Origin of the sequence: Pseudomonas sp. NFACC56-3, assembly GCF_900100025.1 — a bacterium.
Lineage (GTDB): Bacteria > Pseudomonadota > Gammaproteobacteria > Pseudomonadales > Pseudomonadaceae > Aquipseudomonas > Aquipseudomonas fluorescens_AA.
In genome coordinates this window covers 577,353-594,597 of record NZ_FMTK01000001.1, presented here as the reverse complement: position 1 = coordinate 594,597, position 17,245 = coordinate 577,353, and the positions used below count along the sequence as shown (strand labels likewise).

Genomic DNA, 17,245 nt, shown 5'->3' with positions numbered 1-17,245 from the left:
CCAGCAAACAGTATCTATTTTTGAAGGGCAACAGGCATGGGCCCTGAGCGAACAACGTGTCTGTCTCGCGAAAACCAGACGTTTGACAACAACACCGCCACGCACACCACCGTCACCAGGACAGGTACCCAAGGGCTATGCCAGGTGGAGAGCACGAACTCGGCGGCCAAGGCAATGACCGGCACGCAAGGTGTGAGAATGGATACCCGCCCGCCTCCCAGGTGCTGAATGGCAAATTGCAGGGTGAACACCGGAATCAGCACGCTGACGAACGCCAGCTTGATCAATTGGGCGAGCATGGCGGTATCCAGCGTGAGCAACTGGTGCAAGTTTTCCCGGCCGACCCACCCCGTGACAATCAAGAGCAGGAAGAACCTGACGCACAGGATATCCATGGCGCTGTATTTGCTGTCGCGGTTCAGCCGAGCCGAGCAGAACACATAGATCCCGCCGGTGATCCCGGCGACAGTGGCCAGGGCAATGCCCTCATGCAAGTTGACCAGGCTTACCTGGGCCGTGACGCCAAGCGCGAGACGCATAAGGACCAGCGCCATCAGCGACAACAGGATCAGCAGCGCGCCCAGCCACCGCGATCGACTGACCGAGGACCGCGCCACCAGCCTTTCACAGACCACCACCACCAACGGCATCCAGCCCTGATAGATGGCCGACTCCACCGAAGCCTCGATGCGCTGCAACGCCATGAACATCAGCCACCAACTGAACAGCGTCAGGACATTGAGCAGCAACACGCCGCGCCATTCCTCGCGCAGCAGGCGAAACGGATCATGACCACGCAAGGTATGCACCAGGAAAAAGACCGCCCAGGCCATCAGGAAGGTAATGAATGTCAACGCCGCCCCACTGATACGGGTAAACGCCACCATGACCCAGACGGCCGACAGCGCCGTCGAGATGCAGTAGACCGCCATGCTGACGGCACCGAGTATTCCTGTCTTCATGCCTGCTCCTTGAGAAAAACCTGTGCTTGCCGCGCCACCTGATCGATCAAGCGGTTCCCGGCTCCAGCACTTCCACCTGGGTCGGTACGTAGTGCTGCAAGGCCTCGAAGTCGGCGCGAAGTACCTTTGGATCGGTGTTGTACAAAGTCAGGATGCCCGCGGTATCGGCCAGGGACCGGGAATCCACCGTCATTCCGGGTGCGACCCGCCAGTCGATGGTGTATGCACTGGAGATGGGAGGCTCGTTGAGCTGGCTGATCCGGCCTTTGCGCAAGGGCAACAAGGCGGACACCACGTTGTTTTTCTCGTTGGGCTTGATGTCATCGAGCGCTGCGGCGCCGGCTATGAGATAGAGATTGGCGTCGATCAGGTTGATGTCGCTGTTTTTCTCGTGGTAAGGCACCCCGATGCCACCCGGTACGCGTGCAGCAATTTCCAGGAACACCGGATAACCGCGCTTGCGGTCCACGAAGACCTCGTGGTGCGTCGAACCGTTGCGAAAGTTCAGGGCCGCAATCACATCCCGGTTGAATGCTTCCAGGGTCGCCTTGAGCGTGGGGTCGGCGACGGGAATCACACTCAAGGGTTTGCCCTGGACAAAGTCAAAGTTGGTGCAGCCCAACTCCAGGACGCCGCAATAACGGATTTGGCCGTCGACTACAAACGAGTCGCATTGGAACATGGCGCCGTCGATGAACTCGTCCACCTCGTAATCGAAATGATAGGGTGAGGCCAACACTTGTTCGCGGGCCTTGAGGAATTCGGCCTCGTTGCGAATGATCGACACCTCGAAACTGCCCGCTGCGTTCACCGGCTTGAGGACCAGGGGCAAGCCCAGTCGCGCCGCCAGCTCGGCATAGTAAGTCTGCGGTTCAGCCGATAGCCGTACGTGATCCAGTGGCGCAAACTCGGGAATGCGTATCCCCTTTTGGCTGACGGCATGTTTCATCAGCACTTTGTCGCGAAAGTTCGCCACGATCGCCTGTGTATCGCCCTCTAATCCGAACTCCTCGCGCAACTGAGCCGCCAGTTCAACGTGGCATTCTTCCTGGCAGAAAATACGCAACGACGATGTATTGCCCTGCACGGCCCGCAGCTCATCGCTGATGATGTTGCGACATTGGTCATGATCCAGCAGCGGGCGGATGTTGCGCTGCAGGTCGGCATCGACGCGCACAATCTGCGAGACATTGCGCTCGAGCACAGGTGGCAGGACGTCGGCATGATAGGCGATCAGCACGGTCCGGCAATCTCGCCCCAGCGTCTGCAACGCCTTCTCGGAAGCGAAGTTGAGGTAATGGGGCGTCAGGAAAACGATGGTCTTGATCATGGTAATGCCTCACTGGAAGTCGACGTTCATGCGATAGAGAAGGCGCGCATCGGCGCCCCCTTCACTTTTGGGTATTGGCGGACCTTTATGCAGCGTTGAGAGGTTGTCCCAGATCACGATGTCGCCTGGGCGGTAGGCATGCCGATAGCGCGGCGCGTGCCGGACAAGGAAGTCCACCAGGCTGTCGAGAATCCGATGGGACAGAGCAGGCGCTACCCCTTCTATCTGCATGGCCGTGGCAGCCGGTGCATACAGCGACGCCGTGCAAGCGAGCGGGTGTTTGTACACCAAGGGGTGAACCACGGTGTTTTCCAGTGCGCCCGCCTCCTGGGAATTGAGCGGTTGCACTGCGGCGTCGGCATTGCGCAACGCGTCACGATTACCAAAGCGGTGGTGAATCCGCAGGTTTTCCAGGTCAAGATTCTTCAGGTGCGGCGGGCAGGCAGGACTTTCCAGCCACCGGCGAACCTGATGCAGGCCCGCGACACAGTCGATGAACTGCGTCTCGCCGTGTCGGTCCGGTACACGCACCGACAGCAGCGACGTAAACACCGTGTTCGCCGATTTGTACGACATGTCAGTGTGCCAATACCCTCCTCCTTCATGCACGCCCAAGGCCTGGCCGTCCCGATGGAGATTGGTCACGGTCAGCACTTCGCGATAATCCTCGAGACAGTACTTGGCCAACACATGATGGACAGGCGAGCCCAGCCTGCGCATCAACTGCACATAGGGGGCAACGCTGACATCCTGGTTGGCGATGACCAGCACCTTGGCTTGTGCGATGGCCTGCTTGAGCTCGGCTGCCGACTGCCCGAGCACATCGCCCAGCGTCAGGCGCAGCGGCTGGAACACGCTCACGCCCATGACCGCAGCCCTTCTTGCAGCGATGTGGCGGCACTCATTTCTGCCGCGGCGGGCACCATCGTGTTGATCGACGCATAACCTGAGGCAGCCCCGGCGAAATACAAGCCTGCCACAGAACTTTTCCCGTCCTGGTGGCAGGTAAAGCCGGTTTGCTGGTTGAGCAGTTGTGGCCAGTCAGTGACGGGGAGTTGTGCGGTGACGCCGATGGCCGAAACCAGGCATTGGTCCTTCGCCGACACCTCCACGTGCAGCTCATACCCCTCGAATGTCTGGGCGGCGACCAACCGGCCAGCCTCTTGAGCCTTGCGACAGGAGGCCTGGAGCAGCGAATGGCCGTTGAGTGACGCCGGCACGTCCAGCACGACCTTGTCGCCATCCTGGCGAATGCGGTTGTAGGCATGCAGCCAGATATTGGCCCGGCCCGTGCTGTGGATGCTGTTGAGCGGCCCTTGGAAGGAACTGGACGACGTTTTTGCAATCATTTCCAGCGTGCGTTGGCTCAGGGACCTGAGGGCAAAGCGATCATCGGTCTCTTGGGGATACAGCCCCAGATAGGACTTGATCAGGATCGACACATTACGGGCGAACGGGGCCAGCAGCAGTGCGATTTGAAACGCACTGTTACCGCTACCGAAGATGACCACGTCCTGCTGCTGAAAACGGTGGCCCTGGCCCCGCGCAACCATTTGGTAGACTTCAAAGCAATTCAACCAGCGGACACTGGGCATTTCGAAGGGCGGCGCCTTCGGGCGAATCCCGGTTGCCAGGATAATCTGCCGCGCACGCAAGGCACGCTGCTGGGAGCCCTGCTCCAGGCTCACCTCGAACAGCCCCTGGACCTTGCTGACGGTGACCACCCGTTGCTGGATCCGGGTCAATGGCAAGGCTTCGAAGTTGCTACGGATATAGGCTGCGTATTCCTCACCGGTGGGGCTGACGCACAGCTTGCGCATGAATCGATGCAAGGGATGGGGCGCGCCTTCGATCTCCAGTTCATTGCAGTATGACTGCAATGGATGGTCTCCCATCATGCCCATGCACCCTCCGAATACATCGCTGATGACAGCGACTTCCAGGCCCAGGTCGATCAGCCGGATACACTCGCCAAGCCCTGCGGGGCCGCCGCCTACCACAATGACGTCGAACACATGCTGTTCCATTTCAAAAATCCTCCAGGCGGGCACAAGCTTGATCAACAATGGGTTTGGCTACCGAGAAAGAGAACCTGACAAAGGTGGGGCACTGCCCCAGGTAGAAGGGCGTCGCAGGCAATGGCATGACCCCGCAACGAACGGCCAGGTGTTGGCTGAATTCAACGGCGGACAATGAAGGCGCCCGCCGTGAATAGTCGGCCATGATGTAATGGCCGCCCGCCGGTAACCGGATATCCAGCCCGGCGGCCATCAGTGCACCTGCCAGGTGATCGCGTTTGTGCTTGTAGTGCTCACGCAAGCGATCGAGTCGCCCGGCGGTCAACTCATCCAGCAAAACAGCAACGGCGGCCTGTATGGGGCTGGGTTGGCAGTAGCTCAGGTAGAGGTGGTGGGCATACGCTCGTTCCATGAAAGTGGCTTGTGCGCATAACCAGCCGATCCGGACGCCTGTCATGGACAACAACTTTGAAGCGCTGCCGGCCACCATCATGGGAATCTGCCGATGGGGGTACGGCACCGGTGTGTCTGTGTCGTACTGATAGTAACGATAGGCTTCGTCAACAATCACCATGAAGTCATGGTTTTTGGCCAACGCCACCATGTGCTGCCAATCATCAGCGGACATGCACCACCCTGTCGGGTTGTGAGGCGTATTGAGCAGCAGTATGCGAACACCCGCGCGCAATTGCTGCTCGAGCATTGCCCAATCGGGGCCGATCGACGCCCCCACCGACAACGGCACGGCAACAAACTCCACCCCCAGCAACGTGGCCATTCCCGGGTAATAGGGATAAAAGGGTTCAAAGAACGCGACCTTGCTGCCGTACTGCATGGAGGCAGCGTACAGGGCCAAATACAAGGCTTCGGTACAGCCGCTGGTCACCAGCACTTCGCTGTCGGGCGCGTAGCCGGCAATGTGGGCCGCAACGCTTTCGCGCAGGATCATCTCGCCGCGAGGGTCGGCATACTGCCAACCCGCCCGGACCTGGCGGGCCAACGCCGCATTCATGGCATTGTCGAACAAGGGTTCAGGAAGTCCTTGGGACAGGTTCAACGCCCCTGAGGATGCGGCATATGCACTGGCATCCCTGAAGGGCGCCACGCGACCAATCAATGTCAAATCATCCATGACTTCCCGCCCCCTTGCTTGATCGGTCAGGCGTGAGTGGCTACTCGGTTGAGTCCTTGCCAGAATCGGGTCAACAAGTTCAGAACATCGGCAGCACCCTCGAGAATGTCGTTGCCGTTGTCAGTGTCCCGGGCGGCCTCCATGACCGCGTCGCTGATCCATTGCACATGATCGGTTTCTACCAGCATGTGCAAATAGAAGTAGGTGAAGTCTTCGTGTTTCCAACCGTCGTAGAGACGGAAGCCCTCGTACAGGTTGGCGATCATCGGAAAGCCGAATTCTTCGATAACGTAATGAGCGCCAATGGCATGTTCTGTCGACCCCTCGAGGAAAATTCGACGCAGGCCATCGACCAGATCACTGGCTTCGGGAATGTATTCAACCTTCTTCCAGTCATCCAACGTGATGCCGACGCCGGCCAGTACACGCTCGAACATGATGAAGTGGGCTTCGCCTGCCCCATCGCCCAGCTCTGATACAACCGTTCGCGCCAACTTCATCCGAATCACTTCGCTGTCGGTGCGATGCGAAGTACCTGCCAGGATCTGCGGAAAGGTCCGAATGTAATAAAAGTACTGCTGGAACACTTTCTTCAGGGTTGCTTTGGGCAGCGGGGCCTGTCGAAAGGTTTTATAGAACGCATTGGTATTGATCCCCGAAGCCGTGATCATTCCTTTAATCGAATGGATGATTTGCTCACCCGTCAGACAGCCTTGTTCCATTTGCTGAGCCGGCATAGATCCCCCCAAATACGATAAGGTAGCTTGGACGGCAGTGACAGGATGTCGCTGCGTGTTTCAGATAGTAAACAAGCCGCGCAAGCAAACAAATTGATACTTTTAATCGACGAAGGCATAAACCATAGATTTATTTTGAAACATTAAAATGGCGTTATTAATTCTATTTAAAATCAAAGCCATATAAATCAAGATGGTTTTTGCGCACAAAAACAGAGCGTTATTTATTTTTTGCACCAGCAAGCTGCATGTCGGGCGCTAAGCTCAAATTAAATCACCCCGATTTGGAAGTCTTCTATAGTGAACAACCAACCCATCGATATAGCCCTCACCATCAAAGCCGAACGAACGGCGCGAGAATGGTCAATCGGCGAGCTTGCCCAGTTATCGGGCGTATCAAAGGCAATGATCAGCAAAATTGAAAACGCACAGGTCAGCCCGACCTCGACCATCCTGGGCCGGTTATCGGGGGCTTTCGGCTTGCCCCTCTCCACCCTGCTGCATCGAGCCGAGGGACGCTCGGGACTTCTTTCAAGGGCGGCGGAGCAGCCGCGCTGGGTAGACCCGGAAACGGGCTACGCGCGCCAGCAAGTCTCCCCGCGGGAGGGCTGGCCGCTGGAGCTCATCAGCGTGCAACTGCCCCCGGGAGTGCGCATCAGCTACCCCGCCACGGCCTACGCGTTCCTTCATCAGCAGGTGTGGGCCACGCAAGGCACACTGACGTTTACCAAGGGCACCACCACCTACATCCTGGAGCAAGGCGACTGCTTGCAATTGGGGCTGCCTGAAGAAGCCTGCACGTTCGAGAACACCACCTCGCAAGTGTGCGAATACGTCATAGCCCTGATTCGCAAGTAACAACCGTCCCATTGGCACCCGCCTGCGACATAGGCAGGTGCCAGCGTCCATTTCGCCGACCTTCAACCAGGTACGACGTGCGCTCCCGGATGGTCGCCAGAGCAACCGTCGCCAAACCGACATCCAATCGTCATCCCACTGTCGCTGAAATGCCATGACGTTTGGGTACTGTCCTCGCCAATGAGATCGATCTCAAGCGAGTGACAATGACTGATTTGAAAGAAGTGGCCCGTTTGGCAGGGGTTTCCCGGGCAACCGCGGCCCGCACCTTTGCCTCCCCTGAAGTGGTGCGTCCGGCGACCCGAGAGCAGGTGTTCGCCGCCGCCCGCCAGTTGGGTTTTCGGCCCAATCGTCTGGGTCGTCAGCTGCGCCTGCAAGTGACCAAGCTGATCGGCGTGGTGGTGCCCAACCTGCTCAATCCCGTGTTCGCCGAACAATTCCAGGCCATGGAGCGCGCTGCGCGTTTGCGCGGCTACAACCTGCTCCTGGCGACGACCGACTACAGCAGCGAGCGCGAAAGCCTGGTGGTCGAGGAGTTGTTGCGCCAGCGGGTCGATGGCCTGGTCCTCACGGTAACCGACGCCGAAAGCAACCGCGTGCTGCAAAGCCTGGACAGCGAGGACACGCCGTTTGTGCTGGCCTATCACCAGCCGGGCAATCCGCACTACAGCGCCGTGTCGGTGGACAACCGCGCCGGCATGGCCCTCGCCACTCGCTATCTGCTGGAAGCCGGGCATTGGCGCATTGGCATGGTTGCCGGTCCGGCCCTGCAATCTGACCGTGCTCGCCTGCGTTACGCCGGTTATTGCGACGCCATGGGCGAGGCCGGCCTCGACAGCCTGCCGGTGATTGAAATGCCCGCCCATACCCAGGCTGACTTCGCGGCCATCGCCCCCTTCCTGCAAGGTCCGCAGGCGCTCAGCGCACTGGTTTGCTCCAACGATCTGTTGGCCATCAGCCTGATCGCGCAACTGCGTCGCAACGGCTGGCACGTGCCCCAGCAGCTCTCGGTCATGGGGTTCGATGGTATCGCCCTTGGCACTCAAATGCACCCGACGTTGTGCAGTGTGGTGCAGCCCATCGAGACCTTGGCCTGCACCGTAATCGATCAATTGCTCGCGCAGATCGCCGGCGCCACACCGGTTTCCCATTGCCTGCCCTGCCATATCCGGCCGGGCGAAAGTACTCAATCCTACGAGGAGACACTTGATGATCCGCTTCAGTAAAACCCTGGCGACGTTGCTGTTCTGCGGCGTTGCCAGCCTGGCCCAGGCCGCCGAAACGGCGATTTGCTACAACTGTCCACCGGAGTGGGCCGACTGGGGCACACAGCTCAAGGCCATTGCCGATACCACTGGCGTGCAGGTCCCGCTGGACAACAAGAACTCCGGGCAGGCACTGGCTCAACTGGTCGCCGAGCAGGCCGCGCCTGTGGCGGATGTGGTGTATTACGGCGTGACCTTCGGTTTGCAGGCACAAAAAGCCGGGGTGGTCGGCACCTATCAACCCAAGGGTTGGGAACAGATTCCGGCAGGCCTGAAAGATCCACAGGGACACTGGTTTGCCATTCACTCCGGCACCTTGGGCATCATGGTCAACGTCGATGCCTTGGGCGGCTTGCCTGTCCCGCAAAGCTGGGGCGATCTGCTCAAGCCCGAGTACAAAGGCATGGTCGGTTACCTTGATCCCTCCAGCGCATTTGTCGGTTACGTTTCCGCGGTGGCGATCAACCAGGCCATGGGCGGCAGCCTCGACGACTTCACGCCAGCGATCGATTACTTCCAGAAACTGGCGAAAAACTCGCCCATCGTGCCCAAACAGACCGCTTATGCGCGGGTGCTGTCCGGGGAGTTGCCGATTCTGGTGGATTACGACTTCAACGCCTATCGGGCACGTTACAAGGACAAGGCCAACGTCGCTTTCGTGATCCCCAAGGAAGGCAGCATCAGCGTGCCCTACGTCATGAGCATCGTCGGCAACGCGCCGCATCGGGCCAATGCCGAGAAGGTCCTGGATTTCGTCCTGTCCGACCAGGGCCAGGCGCTCTGGGCCAAGGCCTACTTGCGACCGGTACGGGCGACGAAGATGCCTGCCGACATCGCTGCGCAGTTCCTGCCAGACAGCGATTACGCACGGGCCGGCGTGGTCGACTACCAGCAGATGGCGGCGGTACAGGAAGCCTTTTCCGCACGTTATCTAAAAGAGGTCAAGTAAGTGACCGCCTCGGTAATAAAAGCCCGGGGAGTCCCTTCGGGCCAGGCCACGGCGCCGCGTTTGCGGCTGACCGCGGCCTGGGCCCTGGCGCCTGCGGCGGCGGTGCTGTTCGCATTCTGGTTATTGCCGCTGGCGCACCTGATCGTACTGGGCGGGCAACATCGCGATGGCGGCGAAAGCGGCTATTGGCAGGTACTGAGCAGTGCGCAATACCTGGGCAGTCTGGCTCAGACCTGCCTGCTGGCCTTGGCGACGACCCTCGCGGCACTCCTGGTGGGCGGCATCAGTGGCTTTTTTCTCAGCCGCCAACGCTTCTTCGGCCGTTCGCTGCTGGTCGCCTTGTTGACCTTCCCGTTGGCATTCCCCGGCGTGGTGGTCGGCTTCCTGGTGATCCTGCTGGCCGGGCGCCAAGGGTTGTTCGCCAGCCTCGGGCTCGAGCTGGCGGGTGAACGCTGGATCTTCGCCTACTCGCTGATGGGGTTGTGTCTGGGTTACCTGTACTTTTCGATTCCGCGGGTGATCCTCACGGTAATGGCCGCCTGCGAAAGCCTGGATCGCAGCCTGGAAGAAGCCGCTCAATCCCTGGGGGCCGGTCACTGGCGAGTGGTCTGTGATGTCATCGTCCCCGGCCTGGCACCGGCATTGGTGTCGTGCGGGGCGATCTGCTTTGCGACCTCCATGGGGGCGTTCGGCACGGCCTTCACCCTTGGCACCCGTCTGAACGTGACCCCGGTGGCGATCTACAACGTGTTCACCAACTACGCCAATTTCGCCGTGGCCGCTGCGCTGTCGGTGGTGTTGGGGGCGCTGACCTGGGCGGTACTGCTACTGGCCCGACGGCTGGCGAAAAACTCGAGGACCGTCTTGTGAAGCGCTCAACACTGTTTATCGGTCAGTTGGTGTTTACCCTGCTGGTCTGCGCATTCATGTTGGTGCCCGTACTGATGTCGCTGCTGGCCGGACTGACGCGCAATTATTTCCAGGGCATCGCCAGTGGCCTGACGTTCGATTGGTTGCAGCAGGTCTGGCAGGCCTATTCGCCAACGGTCTGGCTATCCCTGCAACTGGCCGTGGCCTGTGCGCTGTGCGTCTGCGTGGTGGGTGTTCCAGCGGCTTACGCGCTGGTACGGATGAACAACCGCTTCAGCCGTGCGTTCGAGGAACTGATGGTGCTGCCGGTGGCGATGCCAGGCTTGGCCAGCGCCCTGGCGTTGCTGCTCACCTATGGGCAATTCGGTGACTTTCGCAGCAGTTGGCTGTTCATTCTCGTCGGCCATGTGCTGTTCACCTTGCCGTTCCTGGTGCGCCCGGTGATGGCGGTGATGCAACGTCAGCACCTGCCCGTCCTCGAAGAAGCCGCGGCCAGCCTGGGCGCCGGGCCGCTACGACGATTCTTCAGTGTGGTGGTCCCCAACTGCCGGGCGGGAATCCTCGCCGGGGTCTTGATGGTCGTCACGCTGTCGTTGGGCGAGTTCAACCTGACCTGGATGCTCCACACCCCGATGACCAAGACATTGCCGGTAGGCCTGGCTGACAGCTATGCCTCGGCCAGGCTGGAAGTGGCCAGCGCCTACACCCTCATATTCCTGCTGATGATCGTGCCGCTGTTGATTGCGTTGCAGGCCATCAGCGCCCGCCTTTCCCGTGGAGAAAAACGATGACCGGAACCACCATTCGCCTGGCGGGTTGCCGCAAGGCGTTCGCGGACGGCACCGTTGCCGTACATGATCTGGACCTGACCATCAATGCCGGGGAAACCCTGGCGATCCTCGGCCCATCCGGTTGCGGTAAAACCACGACCTTGCGCCTGATCGCCGGTCTTGAGCGTCCGGATGCGGGACAGGTGTTTTTTGGCGACACCGACGTCACCCGCCTGCCCATCGAACGACGCGACGTAGGCATGGTGTTCCAGAACTATGCGTTGTTTCCCAACCTGGACGTGGCCGGCAACATCGTTTATGGCTTGAAAATTCGCGGCATGGCGCCTGCAGAGCGAAACAAGCGTTGCTCGGAGTTGCTGGAACTGGTGGGGCTTGAGGATCATGGCAAGCGCAGCATCCACGAGCTGTCCGGCGGTCAACGCCAGCGGGTCGCCCTCGCCCGCGCCCTGGCGCCCAAGCCTCGGGTATTGCTGCTTGACGAACCGTTGGCGGCACTGGATGCGCAGTTGCGCGAACGCCTGCGTAGCGAGTTGGATCAGTTGCTACGCCATCTGGGCATTACGGCGGTGTTCGTCACCCATGACCAGGGCGAAGCCATGGCCTTGGGCAATCGGATTCTGGTCATGGAGCACGGTCGCGTCGCGCAGTTGGCCAGCCCAAGGGACATCTACCAACACCCGGCCAACACGTTCGTCGCCAGTTTCGTCGGCAACCTCAACGCTTTTCCAGTGCTCGAGCACACGCCCCAAGGCTTGAAAGTCCATGGCGGAGAGTTGCCATGGCGGGGGGCTGGCCGGCCTGCCACCGTCTATTGCCGCCCGGAGCATTTGCGGGTGATGGACAGCGAGGGGCATCTGCGCGGGCACCTGGTGGGCCAGTTTTTCCAGGGTGCCCAAAGCCGCCTGTTGGTGGAGGTCGGTGCCACCCAGCCATTGCTGGTAGACAGCACCGACAGCGTCATCCACGCCCCGGGTGCCCTGATCGCCTTGGCCGTCGAGCCGCAAGTGCTGTTCACCCTGTCGTCGTGACATTCGTATTTTCAGAGGGTTTGTCTTGAAGCGTCCGTTTCTTGTTGCGCAAATCAGCGATTTGCATCTTAAAGCCGGGGGAAAGCTGACCTATGGTGTGGTCGATACCCTCGCCGCGTTGCGTCGTGCGATCGATCATTTGAATACCCGCGTGCCGCGTCCCGACGTCGTGGTGATCAGTGGCGACCTGGTCGACTTCGGTCGCCCTGATGAATATGCCGTGCTGCACCCCGAACTGGCGCGCCTGCACATGCCTTGCTACTTGGTGCCCGGTAACCACGACAACCGCGAGCATCTGCGGGCGGCATTTGCCGATCACGACTATTTGCCAAGCCTGGCCGGAACCCCCTTGGACTGGGTCGTCGAGGCGCATCCGCTGCGCCTGATCGGCCTGGACAGCACCATTCCCGGTGCCCATGGCGGCCGCTTGCTGGACAGCCAGTTGCGCTGGCTCGATGAACAGCTGGCCGCCCGCCCCGATGCGCCAACGTTGCTGGTTTTGCATCATCCGCCGTTTATCAGCGGCATCGGCCACATGGACCGAGAGCCGTTCATCAACGCGCCGGCATTGGAGCAGGTCATCGCCCGCCACCCACAGGTTGAGCGTTTGCTGTGCGGGCATTTGCATCGGCCGATGCAGCGGCGTTTCGGTGGCAGCCTGAGCTGTGTATGCCCTGGCGTCTCCCATCAAATCGTGTTGGATCTACAGCAAACCGCTCCAGCGCACTTCAATCTGGAGCCGCCCGGGTATTTGTTGCATCACTGGCATCCCCACGGACTGGTGACCCATAACGGCGTGTTGGGTGAGTATCCCGGCCCCTATCCTTTTTATGACGCTCACGGATTGATCGACTGATAACCCAAGGACTTTCATGGTGCTGTTCTGAAGGTGCTCCTCGGAGGTTTGAACCACTGTCCCATTCCATTGATTGAAGTTTCTTAACGTTTTTCATTCACGCCTCGGCCAATCGACTGATCGGCTGAAGGCTTCCTGCTGCCTTTTCAATATGCCCGGAACAGTGATTCCGCGGTGGAGTTCGTCCTGATGAAAGCCCTATTGCAAACACTGAGTTTTTTAACTGGCGGTGTGAGTCTGGTCCTGAGTCCGTTGGCGTCGGCTGATTTTATCAGCGACAGCAAAGCCAACTTGAACTTGCGCAACTTCTACTTCAACAACGATAACCGTGATGGAGCCGCCGCACCTTCGAAGACCGAAGAATGGGGCCAGGCCTTCATGCTCAATTATCAATCGGGGTTTACCGACGGCACCGTGGGGTTCGGCCTGGATGCCATCGGGTTGCTGGGCCTGAAGCTCGACAGTGGCGCGGGCCGTCATGTCGGTGGCTCGATGTTTCCCAATGACGGGGACAAGGCGGCGGACCAATGGGCTCGTCTCGGTGCCACGGCGAAGATGCGCGTCTCCAAGACCGAGCTGCGGTACGGCACCTTACAGCCGAAATTGCCGATCCTGGTCTCCAACGATGGCCGTTTGTTGCCTCAAACGTTCGAGGGGGGGCAAGTCACCAGCAATGAAATCGACAACCTGACCTTCACCGCTGGCCAGTTGGAGCACGCCACAGGGCGTGCGTCCAGCGACAGTGCCGGCCTGGCTGTTGCCGGCGGCACCCAGGAAAGCAATAAATTCACGTTTGCCGGTGGCGATTACAAACTGACCAAGGATCTGACCGCGCAGTATTACTACGCCAATCTCGAAGACTACTATCAACAGCACTTCGCCGGTTTGCTGCATGTCTTACCGTTGGGTGAATACGGTTCGTTGAAAACCGACCTGCGTTACTTCAAGACCACGTCCGATGGCAAGAACAGCAGCGCCGCCGGTCGCGCCAGTGGTTACAAACTCGGCGGCTTTACCAAGGACGGCAGTGGCGAAATCGACAACGATACCTGGAGCGCAGCGTTCATTTATTCGTTGGGCGGCCACGCCATTACCGCGGGTTACCAGCGTGTTTCCGAAGACAGCAACTTTACGCAACTGAACCAGGGCGGCCTGGTGGGCAAAGGTGAAGGCGGCGCGAGTCTTTATCTCTACACCGACCGTACCATCCAGACGTTCATCCAGGCCGGCGAGCGCACTGCATTTGCTCAATATGCCTATGACTTCGCAGCACTTGGCGTTCCAGGCTTGAAGGCATCGGTGATGTACCTCAAGGGCGATAACATCCAGACGGCCAGCGGCCGGGACGCCAGTGAATGGGAGCGTGATATCTCCCTGGACTATGTGATCCAGAGCGGCGCGTTGAAGAATGTCGGCTTCGGCTGGCGCAACGGGATGTCGCGAAGCGATATTGCTCGCGACCAGGATCAGAATCGCCTGTTTGTGAGCTACAGCATTCCGTTGATGTAACCGTGCGGGAGGAAGGAGCCGGAAGCACGCCCACCGCGGCTCCTTTCCTCCGCCCTGTTGCGCCGACACAACAGCGTGCACCTTCGCGGGGGCACGCTGATTCGCATGATCAGGCAATAATCAGCCCGGATCGTGCAAGCCCCCCCGACTATTCCTTCCTATAGTTAACCAGAGCCAAACCATCTGGAGCTGGTCCCCCTATGAGCGCCCTGAACATCAACGGCCGTGAATACACGGTCGACGTCGACCCTGGCACCCCTATCCTCTGGACCCTGCGCGACACACTGGGCATGACCGGCACCAAGTTCGGCTGCGGCGCGGCGCTGTGTGGCGCCTGCACCGTGCACCTGGATGGCCAGGCCATTCGTTCCTGCGTGACCCCTATCGCCGCCGCCGAAGGCAAGAAGATCACCACCATCGAAGCGGCAACCAACGGCAGCGATCCGGTCGGCAGCGCCGTGCACGAGGCGTGGGTCAAACACGACGTGGCGCAATGCGGCTACTGCCAGAGTGGCCAGATCATGAGCGCAACGGCTTTTCTCAAGGCCCAGCCCAAGGGCAAGCAGCCTACGGCGGCCGAGATCGACTCGGCCATGGCCGGCAATATCTGCCGCTGTGGCACCTACGCCCGAATCCGCGCCGCGGTGGCTGATGCCGCCAAAGCCATTGCCTGATCGGAGCTGACCATGCTGAACGAAATCTTCCCAAACGAGCTCCCCCGCGCCTTGCAACATATGCTTGAACGCGGCGAGGATGACGGCCCCGCTGCCCTGCCCCGGCGCAGCTTCCTCAAGATCGTCGGCATCGGCGGGCTGGCCTTGGGTGCGTTTCCACACCTGGCCCTGGCGCAGGAAGCCAATGGCGCCGTCGCAGCGCCGCTCAAACCGACCCAGCAACCTTCCGCATTCGTGCAGATCGCGCCCAATGGCGAGGTTACGGTCACCATCAATCGGTTGGAATTCGGCCAGGGCGTGCAGACCGGCCTGCCCATGATTCTCGCCGAAGAACTGGATGCCGACTGGAGCCTGGTGCGCAGTCGCAACGGCAGCAACGACGCGGCCTACATGGATCCGGCGTTCGGTATCCACCTCACGGGGGGTTCCAACACGATCAAGAACAGCTACACCCAGTACCGCGAACTTGGCGCCCGTGCGCGCGCCATGCTGCTGGGTGCGGCCGCCGCGCGCTGGAACGTGGACGTGGCGAGCCTGAGTACCCAGGCCGGCATGGTGCTCGGCCCGGAGGGCCGTAAAGCGAGCTACGGCGAACTGGCGCAAGCCGCGATGGCGATGCCTGTACCCGAGCAGATCACCCTCAAGGATCCCAAGGATTTCCGCATCATCGGCCAGGCCACCACCCGCATCGACGCCAAGGCCAAGAGCAGCGGCCAGCAGGACTTCGGCATCGACATGCACCTGCCGGGGCAACTCACGGCGGTCGTCGCCCGGCCACCGGTGTTCGGCGCCAGAATCGCTGCTCTGGACGACAGCGCGGCGCGAGCCACCAAAGGCGTGAAGGCCGTGTTGCGCGTACCGCTGGATGGCGGCGCCGAAGGTGTCGCGGTGGTCGCCGACAGCTACTGGCAGGCGAAGCTGGCACGGGATGCGCTGAAGGTTGAATGGAACGCGTCCGCCGTGGAAAAGGTGGACAGCGAAAAACAATTGGCTCAATACCGCGAGTTGGCCAGCCAGCCCGGCCCGTTGCACTTCGATGCCGACATGACGCCACTCGCCACGGCGCCGCATCGACTGGAGGCCGAGTTCCTGTTCCCCTACCTCGCCCATGCCCCCATGGAACCGCTCAATTGCACCGTGCAGCTTGCCGGCAACGGCGCTCAGTTGTGGGTCGGCACGCAATTTCCCGGCGGCGATGCGGCCGCCGCCGCCAAGGTGCTGGACCTCAAGCCCGAGCAGATCCAGGTGAACGTGCAAACCGCTGGCGGAGGTTTTGGCCGGCGCGGCGTACCCACCAACGATTTCGTGGTACTGGCTTGCGAAGTGGCCAAGGCCGCCCGCACCGCCGGGGTCGATGCGCCTATCCGCACACTCTGGAGCCGGGAAGACGACATCAAGGGCGGCTACTACCGCCCCATGCACCTGCACCGTGCGCGCATCGGTTTTGATGACACTGGCAAGGTTCTCGCCTGGGACCACGCCTTGGTTGGCCAATCGATCATCACCGGCACCGTGTTTGGCGGGCGGGTGAAAAATGGCATCGACCCGACCGCTACCGAGGGCCTGCGCAACCCGTATCCGCTGCCCATGCGCCTGACGGTGCATCACCCGAAACTCAACGTCCCGGTACTGTGGTGGCGCAGCGTCGGTTCCACCCATACGGCTTTTGTGATGGAAACACTGATCGACGAGATCGCCCGCACCACCAGACAGGATCCGGTGGCCTATCGGATGAAGTTGTTTGGCGACCAGAGCCCACGCCATCGCGCGGCGCTGCAATTGGCCGTGGACAAGAGCGAGTACGGCAAGCGCCAGCTACCGGCGGGCCGTGCCTGGGGCGTGGCGGTCCACGAGTCGTTCAGTTCGGTGGTGGCTTATGTGGTCGAGGCCTCGGTGCAGGATGGCCGTCCGGTGCTGCACAACGTGACCGCTGGCGTGCACTGCAACCTGGCCGTCAACCCACGCAGTGTCGAGGCTCAGGTCCAGGGCGCGGCGCTGATGGGCTTGTCGATGTGCCTGCCCGGTGGCGCCATCACCCTGAAAGACGGCGTCGTGCAGCAGAGCAATTTTGCTGACTTCAGCGTGCCGCGCATTACCGACATGCCGGAATTCGCCGTCCACATCGTGCCCAGCGCCGAGCCGCCCACGGGAATGGGCGAACCCGGCCTGCCAGCGCTGGCCCCGGCGTTTGCCAACGCCGTGGCGAGCCTGACGGGCAAACCGTTGCGTGAGTTGCCGTTCAAGTTAACGTGACCGGCGACGGTTT

Annotated in this window: 16 protein-coding genes; 10 read left to right on the top strand and 6 right to left on the bottom strand. The window is 60.6% G+C overall.

Going from position 1 to position 17,245, the window contains the following annotated elements:
- Window positions 1-14 precede the first annotated feature (14 nt).
- From BLO80_RS02470 to BLO80_RS02445, 6 genes are read right to left on the bottom strand one after another with little or no spacing between them, the layout of a single operon-like run.
- Window positions 15-962 (bottom strand): EamA family transporter, encoded by a 948-nt coding sequence (locus BLO80_RS02470; protein WP_092326529.1) that lies wholly within the window; start codon window positions 960-962, stop codon window positions 15-17.
- A gap of 46 nt (window positions 963-1,008) precedes the next feature.
- Complete coding sequence (locus BLO80_RS02465; RefSeq protein WP_092326527.1) at window positions 1,009-2,292, bottom strand: ATP-grasp domain-containing protein; 1,284 nt, start codon at window positions 2,290-2,292, stop codon at window positions 1,009-1,011.
- A gap of 9 nt (window positions 2,293-2,301) precedes the next feature.
- Complete coding sequence (locus tag BLO80_RS02460) at window positions 2,302-3,159, bottom strand: TauD/TfdA dioxygenase family protein (protein ID WP_092326525.1); 858 nt, start codon at window positions 3,157-3,159, stop codon at window positions 2,302-2,304.
- Complete coding sequence (locus BLO80_RS02455) at window positions 3,150-4,319, bottom strand: NAD(P)/FAD-dependent oxidoreductase (RefSeq protein WP_092326524.1); 1,170 nt, start codon at window positions 4,317-4,319, stop codon at window positions 3,150-3,152. The genes BLO80_RS02460 and BLO80_RS02455 overlap by 10 nt, the downstream gene beginning before the upstream one ends.
- A gap of 1 nt (window position 4,320) precedes the next feature.
- Window positions 4,321-5,442, bottom strand: a complete 1,122-nt coding sequence (locus BLO80_RS02450; protein ID WP_092326523.1) for a pyridoxal phosphate-dependent aminotransferase — start codon at window positions 5,440-5,442, stop codon at window positions 4,321-4,323.
- A gap of 26 nt (window positions 5,443-5,468) precedes the next feature.
- Window positions 5,469-6,179 (bottom strand): iron-containing redox enzyme family protein, encoded by a 711-nt coding sequence (locus tag BLO80_RS02445; protein ID WP_092326521.1) that lies wholly within the window; start codon window positions 6,177-6,179, stop codon window positions 5,469-5,471.
- Window positions 6,180-6,479: 300 nt separating this feature from the next.
- Between BLO80_RS02445 and BLO80_RS02440 the strand changes: the two genes are divergently transcribed.
- The 10 genes from BLO80_RS02440 (at window position 6,480) to BLO80_RS02395 (ending at window position 17,232) form a co-directional block, all read left to right on the top strand.
- Window positions 6,480-7,037, top strand: coding sequence for a helix-turn-helix domain-containing protein (locus tag BLO80_RS02440; RefSeq protein WP_092326519.1), 558 nt, complete (start codon window positions 6,480-6,482; stop codon window positions 7,035-7,037).
- A gap of 206 nt (window positions 7,038-7,243) precedes the next feature.
- Window positions 7,244-8,263 (top strand): LacI family DNA-binding transcriptional regulator, encoded by a 1,020-nt coding sequence (locus BLO80_RS02435; RefSeq protein WP_092199789.1) that lies wholly within the window; start codon window positions 7,244-7,246, stop codon window positions 8,261-8,263.
- A complete protein-coding gene (locus tag BLO80_RS02430; protein ID WP_092164552.1) occupies window positions 8,247-9,251 on the top strand; it encodes an ABC transporter substrate-binding protein in 1,005 nt (334 codons plus the stop codon). The genes BLO80_RS02435 and BLO80_RS02430 overlap by 17 nt, the downstream gene beginning before the upstream one ends.
- A gap of 15 nt (window positions 9,252-9,266) precedes the next feature.
- Window positions 9,267-10,121 carry an ABC transporter permease gene (locus BLO80_RS02425; RefSeq protein WP_092165015.1) on the top strand — a complete coding sequence of 285 codons (855 nt, stop codon included), beginning with the start codon at window positions 9,267-9,269 and terminating at the stop codon, window positions 10,119-10,121.
- Entirely contained in the window at window positions 10,118-10,912 is a 795-nt protein-coding gene (locus BLO80_RS02420; RefSeq protein WP_092326518.1) for an ABC transporter permease, read from the top strand. Before BLO80_RS02425 ends, BLO80_RS02420 begins: the two co-directional genes overlap by 4 nt.
- Complete coding sequence (locus BLO80_RS02415; RefSeq protein WP_092326516.1) at window positions 10,909-11,940, top strand: ABC transporter ATP-binding protein; 1,032 nt, start codon at window positions 10,909-10,911, stop codon at window positions 11,938-11,940. The genes BLO80_RS02420 and BLO80_RS02415 overlap by 4 nt, the downstream gene beginning before the upstream one ends.
- Before the next feature lie 25 nt (window positions 11,941-11,965).
- Entirely contained in the window at window positions 11,966-12,796 is an 831-nt protein-coding gene (locus BLO80_RS02410; RefSeq protein WP_092326514.1) for a phosphodiesterase, read from the top strand.
- Window positions 12,797-12,985: 189 nt separating this feature from the next.
- Window positions 12,986-14,305 carry an OprD family porin gene (locus BLO80_RS02405; protein WP_092326513.1) on the top strand — a complete coding sequence of 440 codons (1,320 nt, stop codon included), beginning with the start codon at window positions 12,986-12,988 and terminating at the stop codon, window positions 14,303-14,305.
- Window positions 14,306-14,505: 200 nt separating this feature from the next.
- Window positions 14,506-14,979 (top strand): (2Fe-2S)-binding protein, encoded by a 474-nt coding sequence (locus BLO80_RS02400; RefSeq protein ID WP_092326511.1) that lies wholly within the window; start codon window positions 14,506-14,508, stop codon window positions 14,977-14,979.
- A 12-nt stretch (window positions 14,980-14,991) separates the two neighbouring features.
- Complete coding sequence (locus tag BLO80_RS02395) at window positions 14,992-17,232, top strand: xanthine dehydrogenase family protein molybdopterin-binding subunit (protein ID WP_092326510.1); 2,241 nt, start codon at window positions 14,992-14,994, stop codon at window positions 17,230-17,232.
- Window positions 17,233-17,245 lie beyond the last annotated feature (13 nt).

Bases quoted from the DNA above. Each gene is read 5' to 3' on its own strand.
- BLO80_RS02460 (WP_092326525.1), bottom strand. From the start codon at position 3,159: ATGGGCGTGAGCGTGTTCCAGCCGCTGCGCCTGACGCTGGGCGATGTG.
- BLO80_RS02455 (WP_092326524.1), bottom strand. From the start codon at position 4,319: ATGGAACAGCATGTGTTCGACGTCATTGTGGTAGGCGGCGGCCCCGCA.
- BLO80_RS02450 (WP_092326523.1), bottom strand. From the start codon at position 5,442: ATGGATGATTTGACATTGATTGGTCGCGTGGCGCCCTTCAGGGATGCC.
- BLO80_RS02465 (WP_092326527.1), bottom strand. From the start codon at position 2,292: ATGATCAAGACCATCGTTTTCCTGACGCCCCATTACCTCAACTTCGCT.
- BLO80_RS02405 (WP_092326513.1), top strand. From the start codon at position 12,986: ATGAAAGCCCTATTGCAAACACTGAGTTTTTTAACTGGCGGTGTGAGT.
- BLO80_RS02470 (WP_092326529.1), bottom strand. From the start codon at position 962: ATGAAGACAGGAATACTCGGTGCCGTCAGCATGGCGGTCTACTGCATC.
- BLO80_RS02435 (WP_092199789.1), top strand. From the start codon at position 7,244: ATGACTGATTTGAAAGAAGTGGCCCGTTTGGCAGGGGTTTCCCGGGCA.
- BLO80_RS02395 (WP_092326510.1), top strand. From the start codon at position 14,992: ATGCTGAACGAAATCTTCCCAAACGAGCTCCCCCGCGCCTTGCAACAT.
- BLO80_RS02430 (WP_092164552.1), top strand. From the start codon at position 8,247: ATGATCCGCTTCAGTAAAACCCTGGCGACGTTGCTGTTCTGCGGCGTT.
- BLO80_RS02445 (WP_092326521.1), bottom strand. From the start codon at position 6,179: ATGCCGGCTCAGCAAATGGAACAAGGCTGTCTGACGGGTGAGCAAATC.
- BLO80_RS02400 (WP_092326511.1), top strand. From the start codon at position 14,506: ATGAGCGCCCTGAACATCAACGGCCGTGAATACACGGTCGACGTCGAC.
- BLO80_RS02415 (WP_092326516.1), top strand. From the start codon at position 10,909: ATGACCGGAACCACCATTCGCCTGGCGGGTTGCCGCAAGGCGTTCGCG.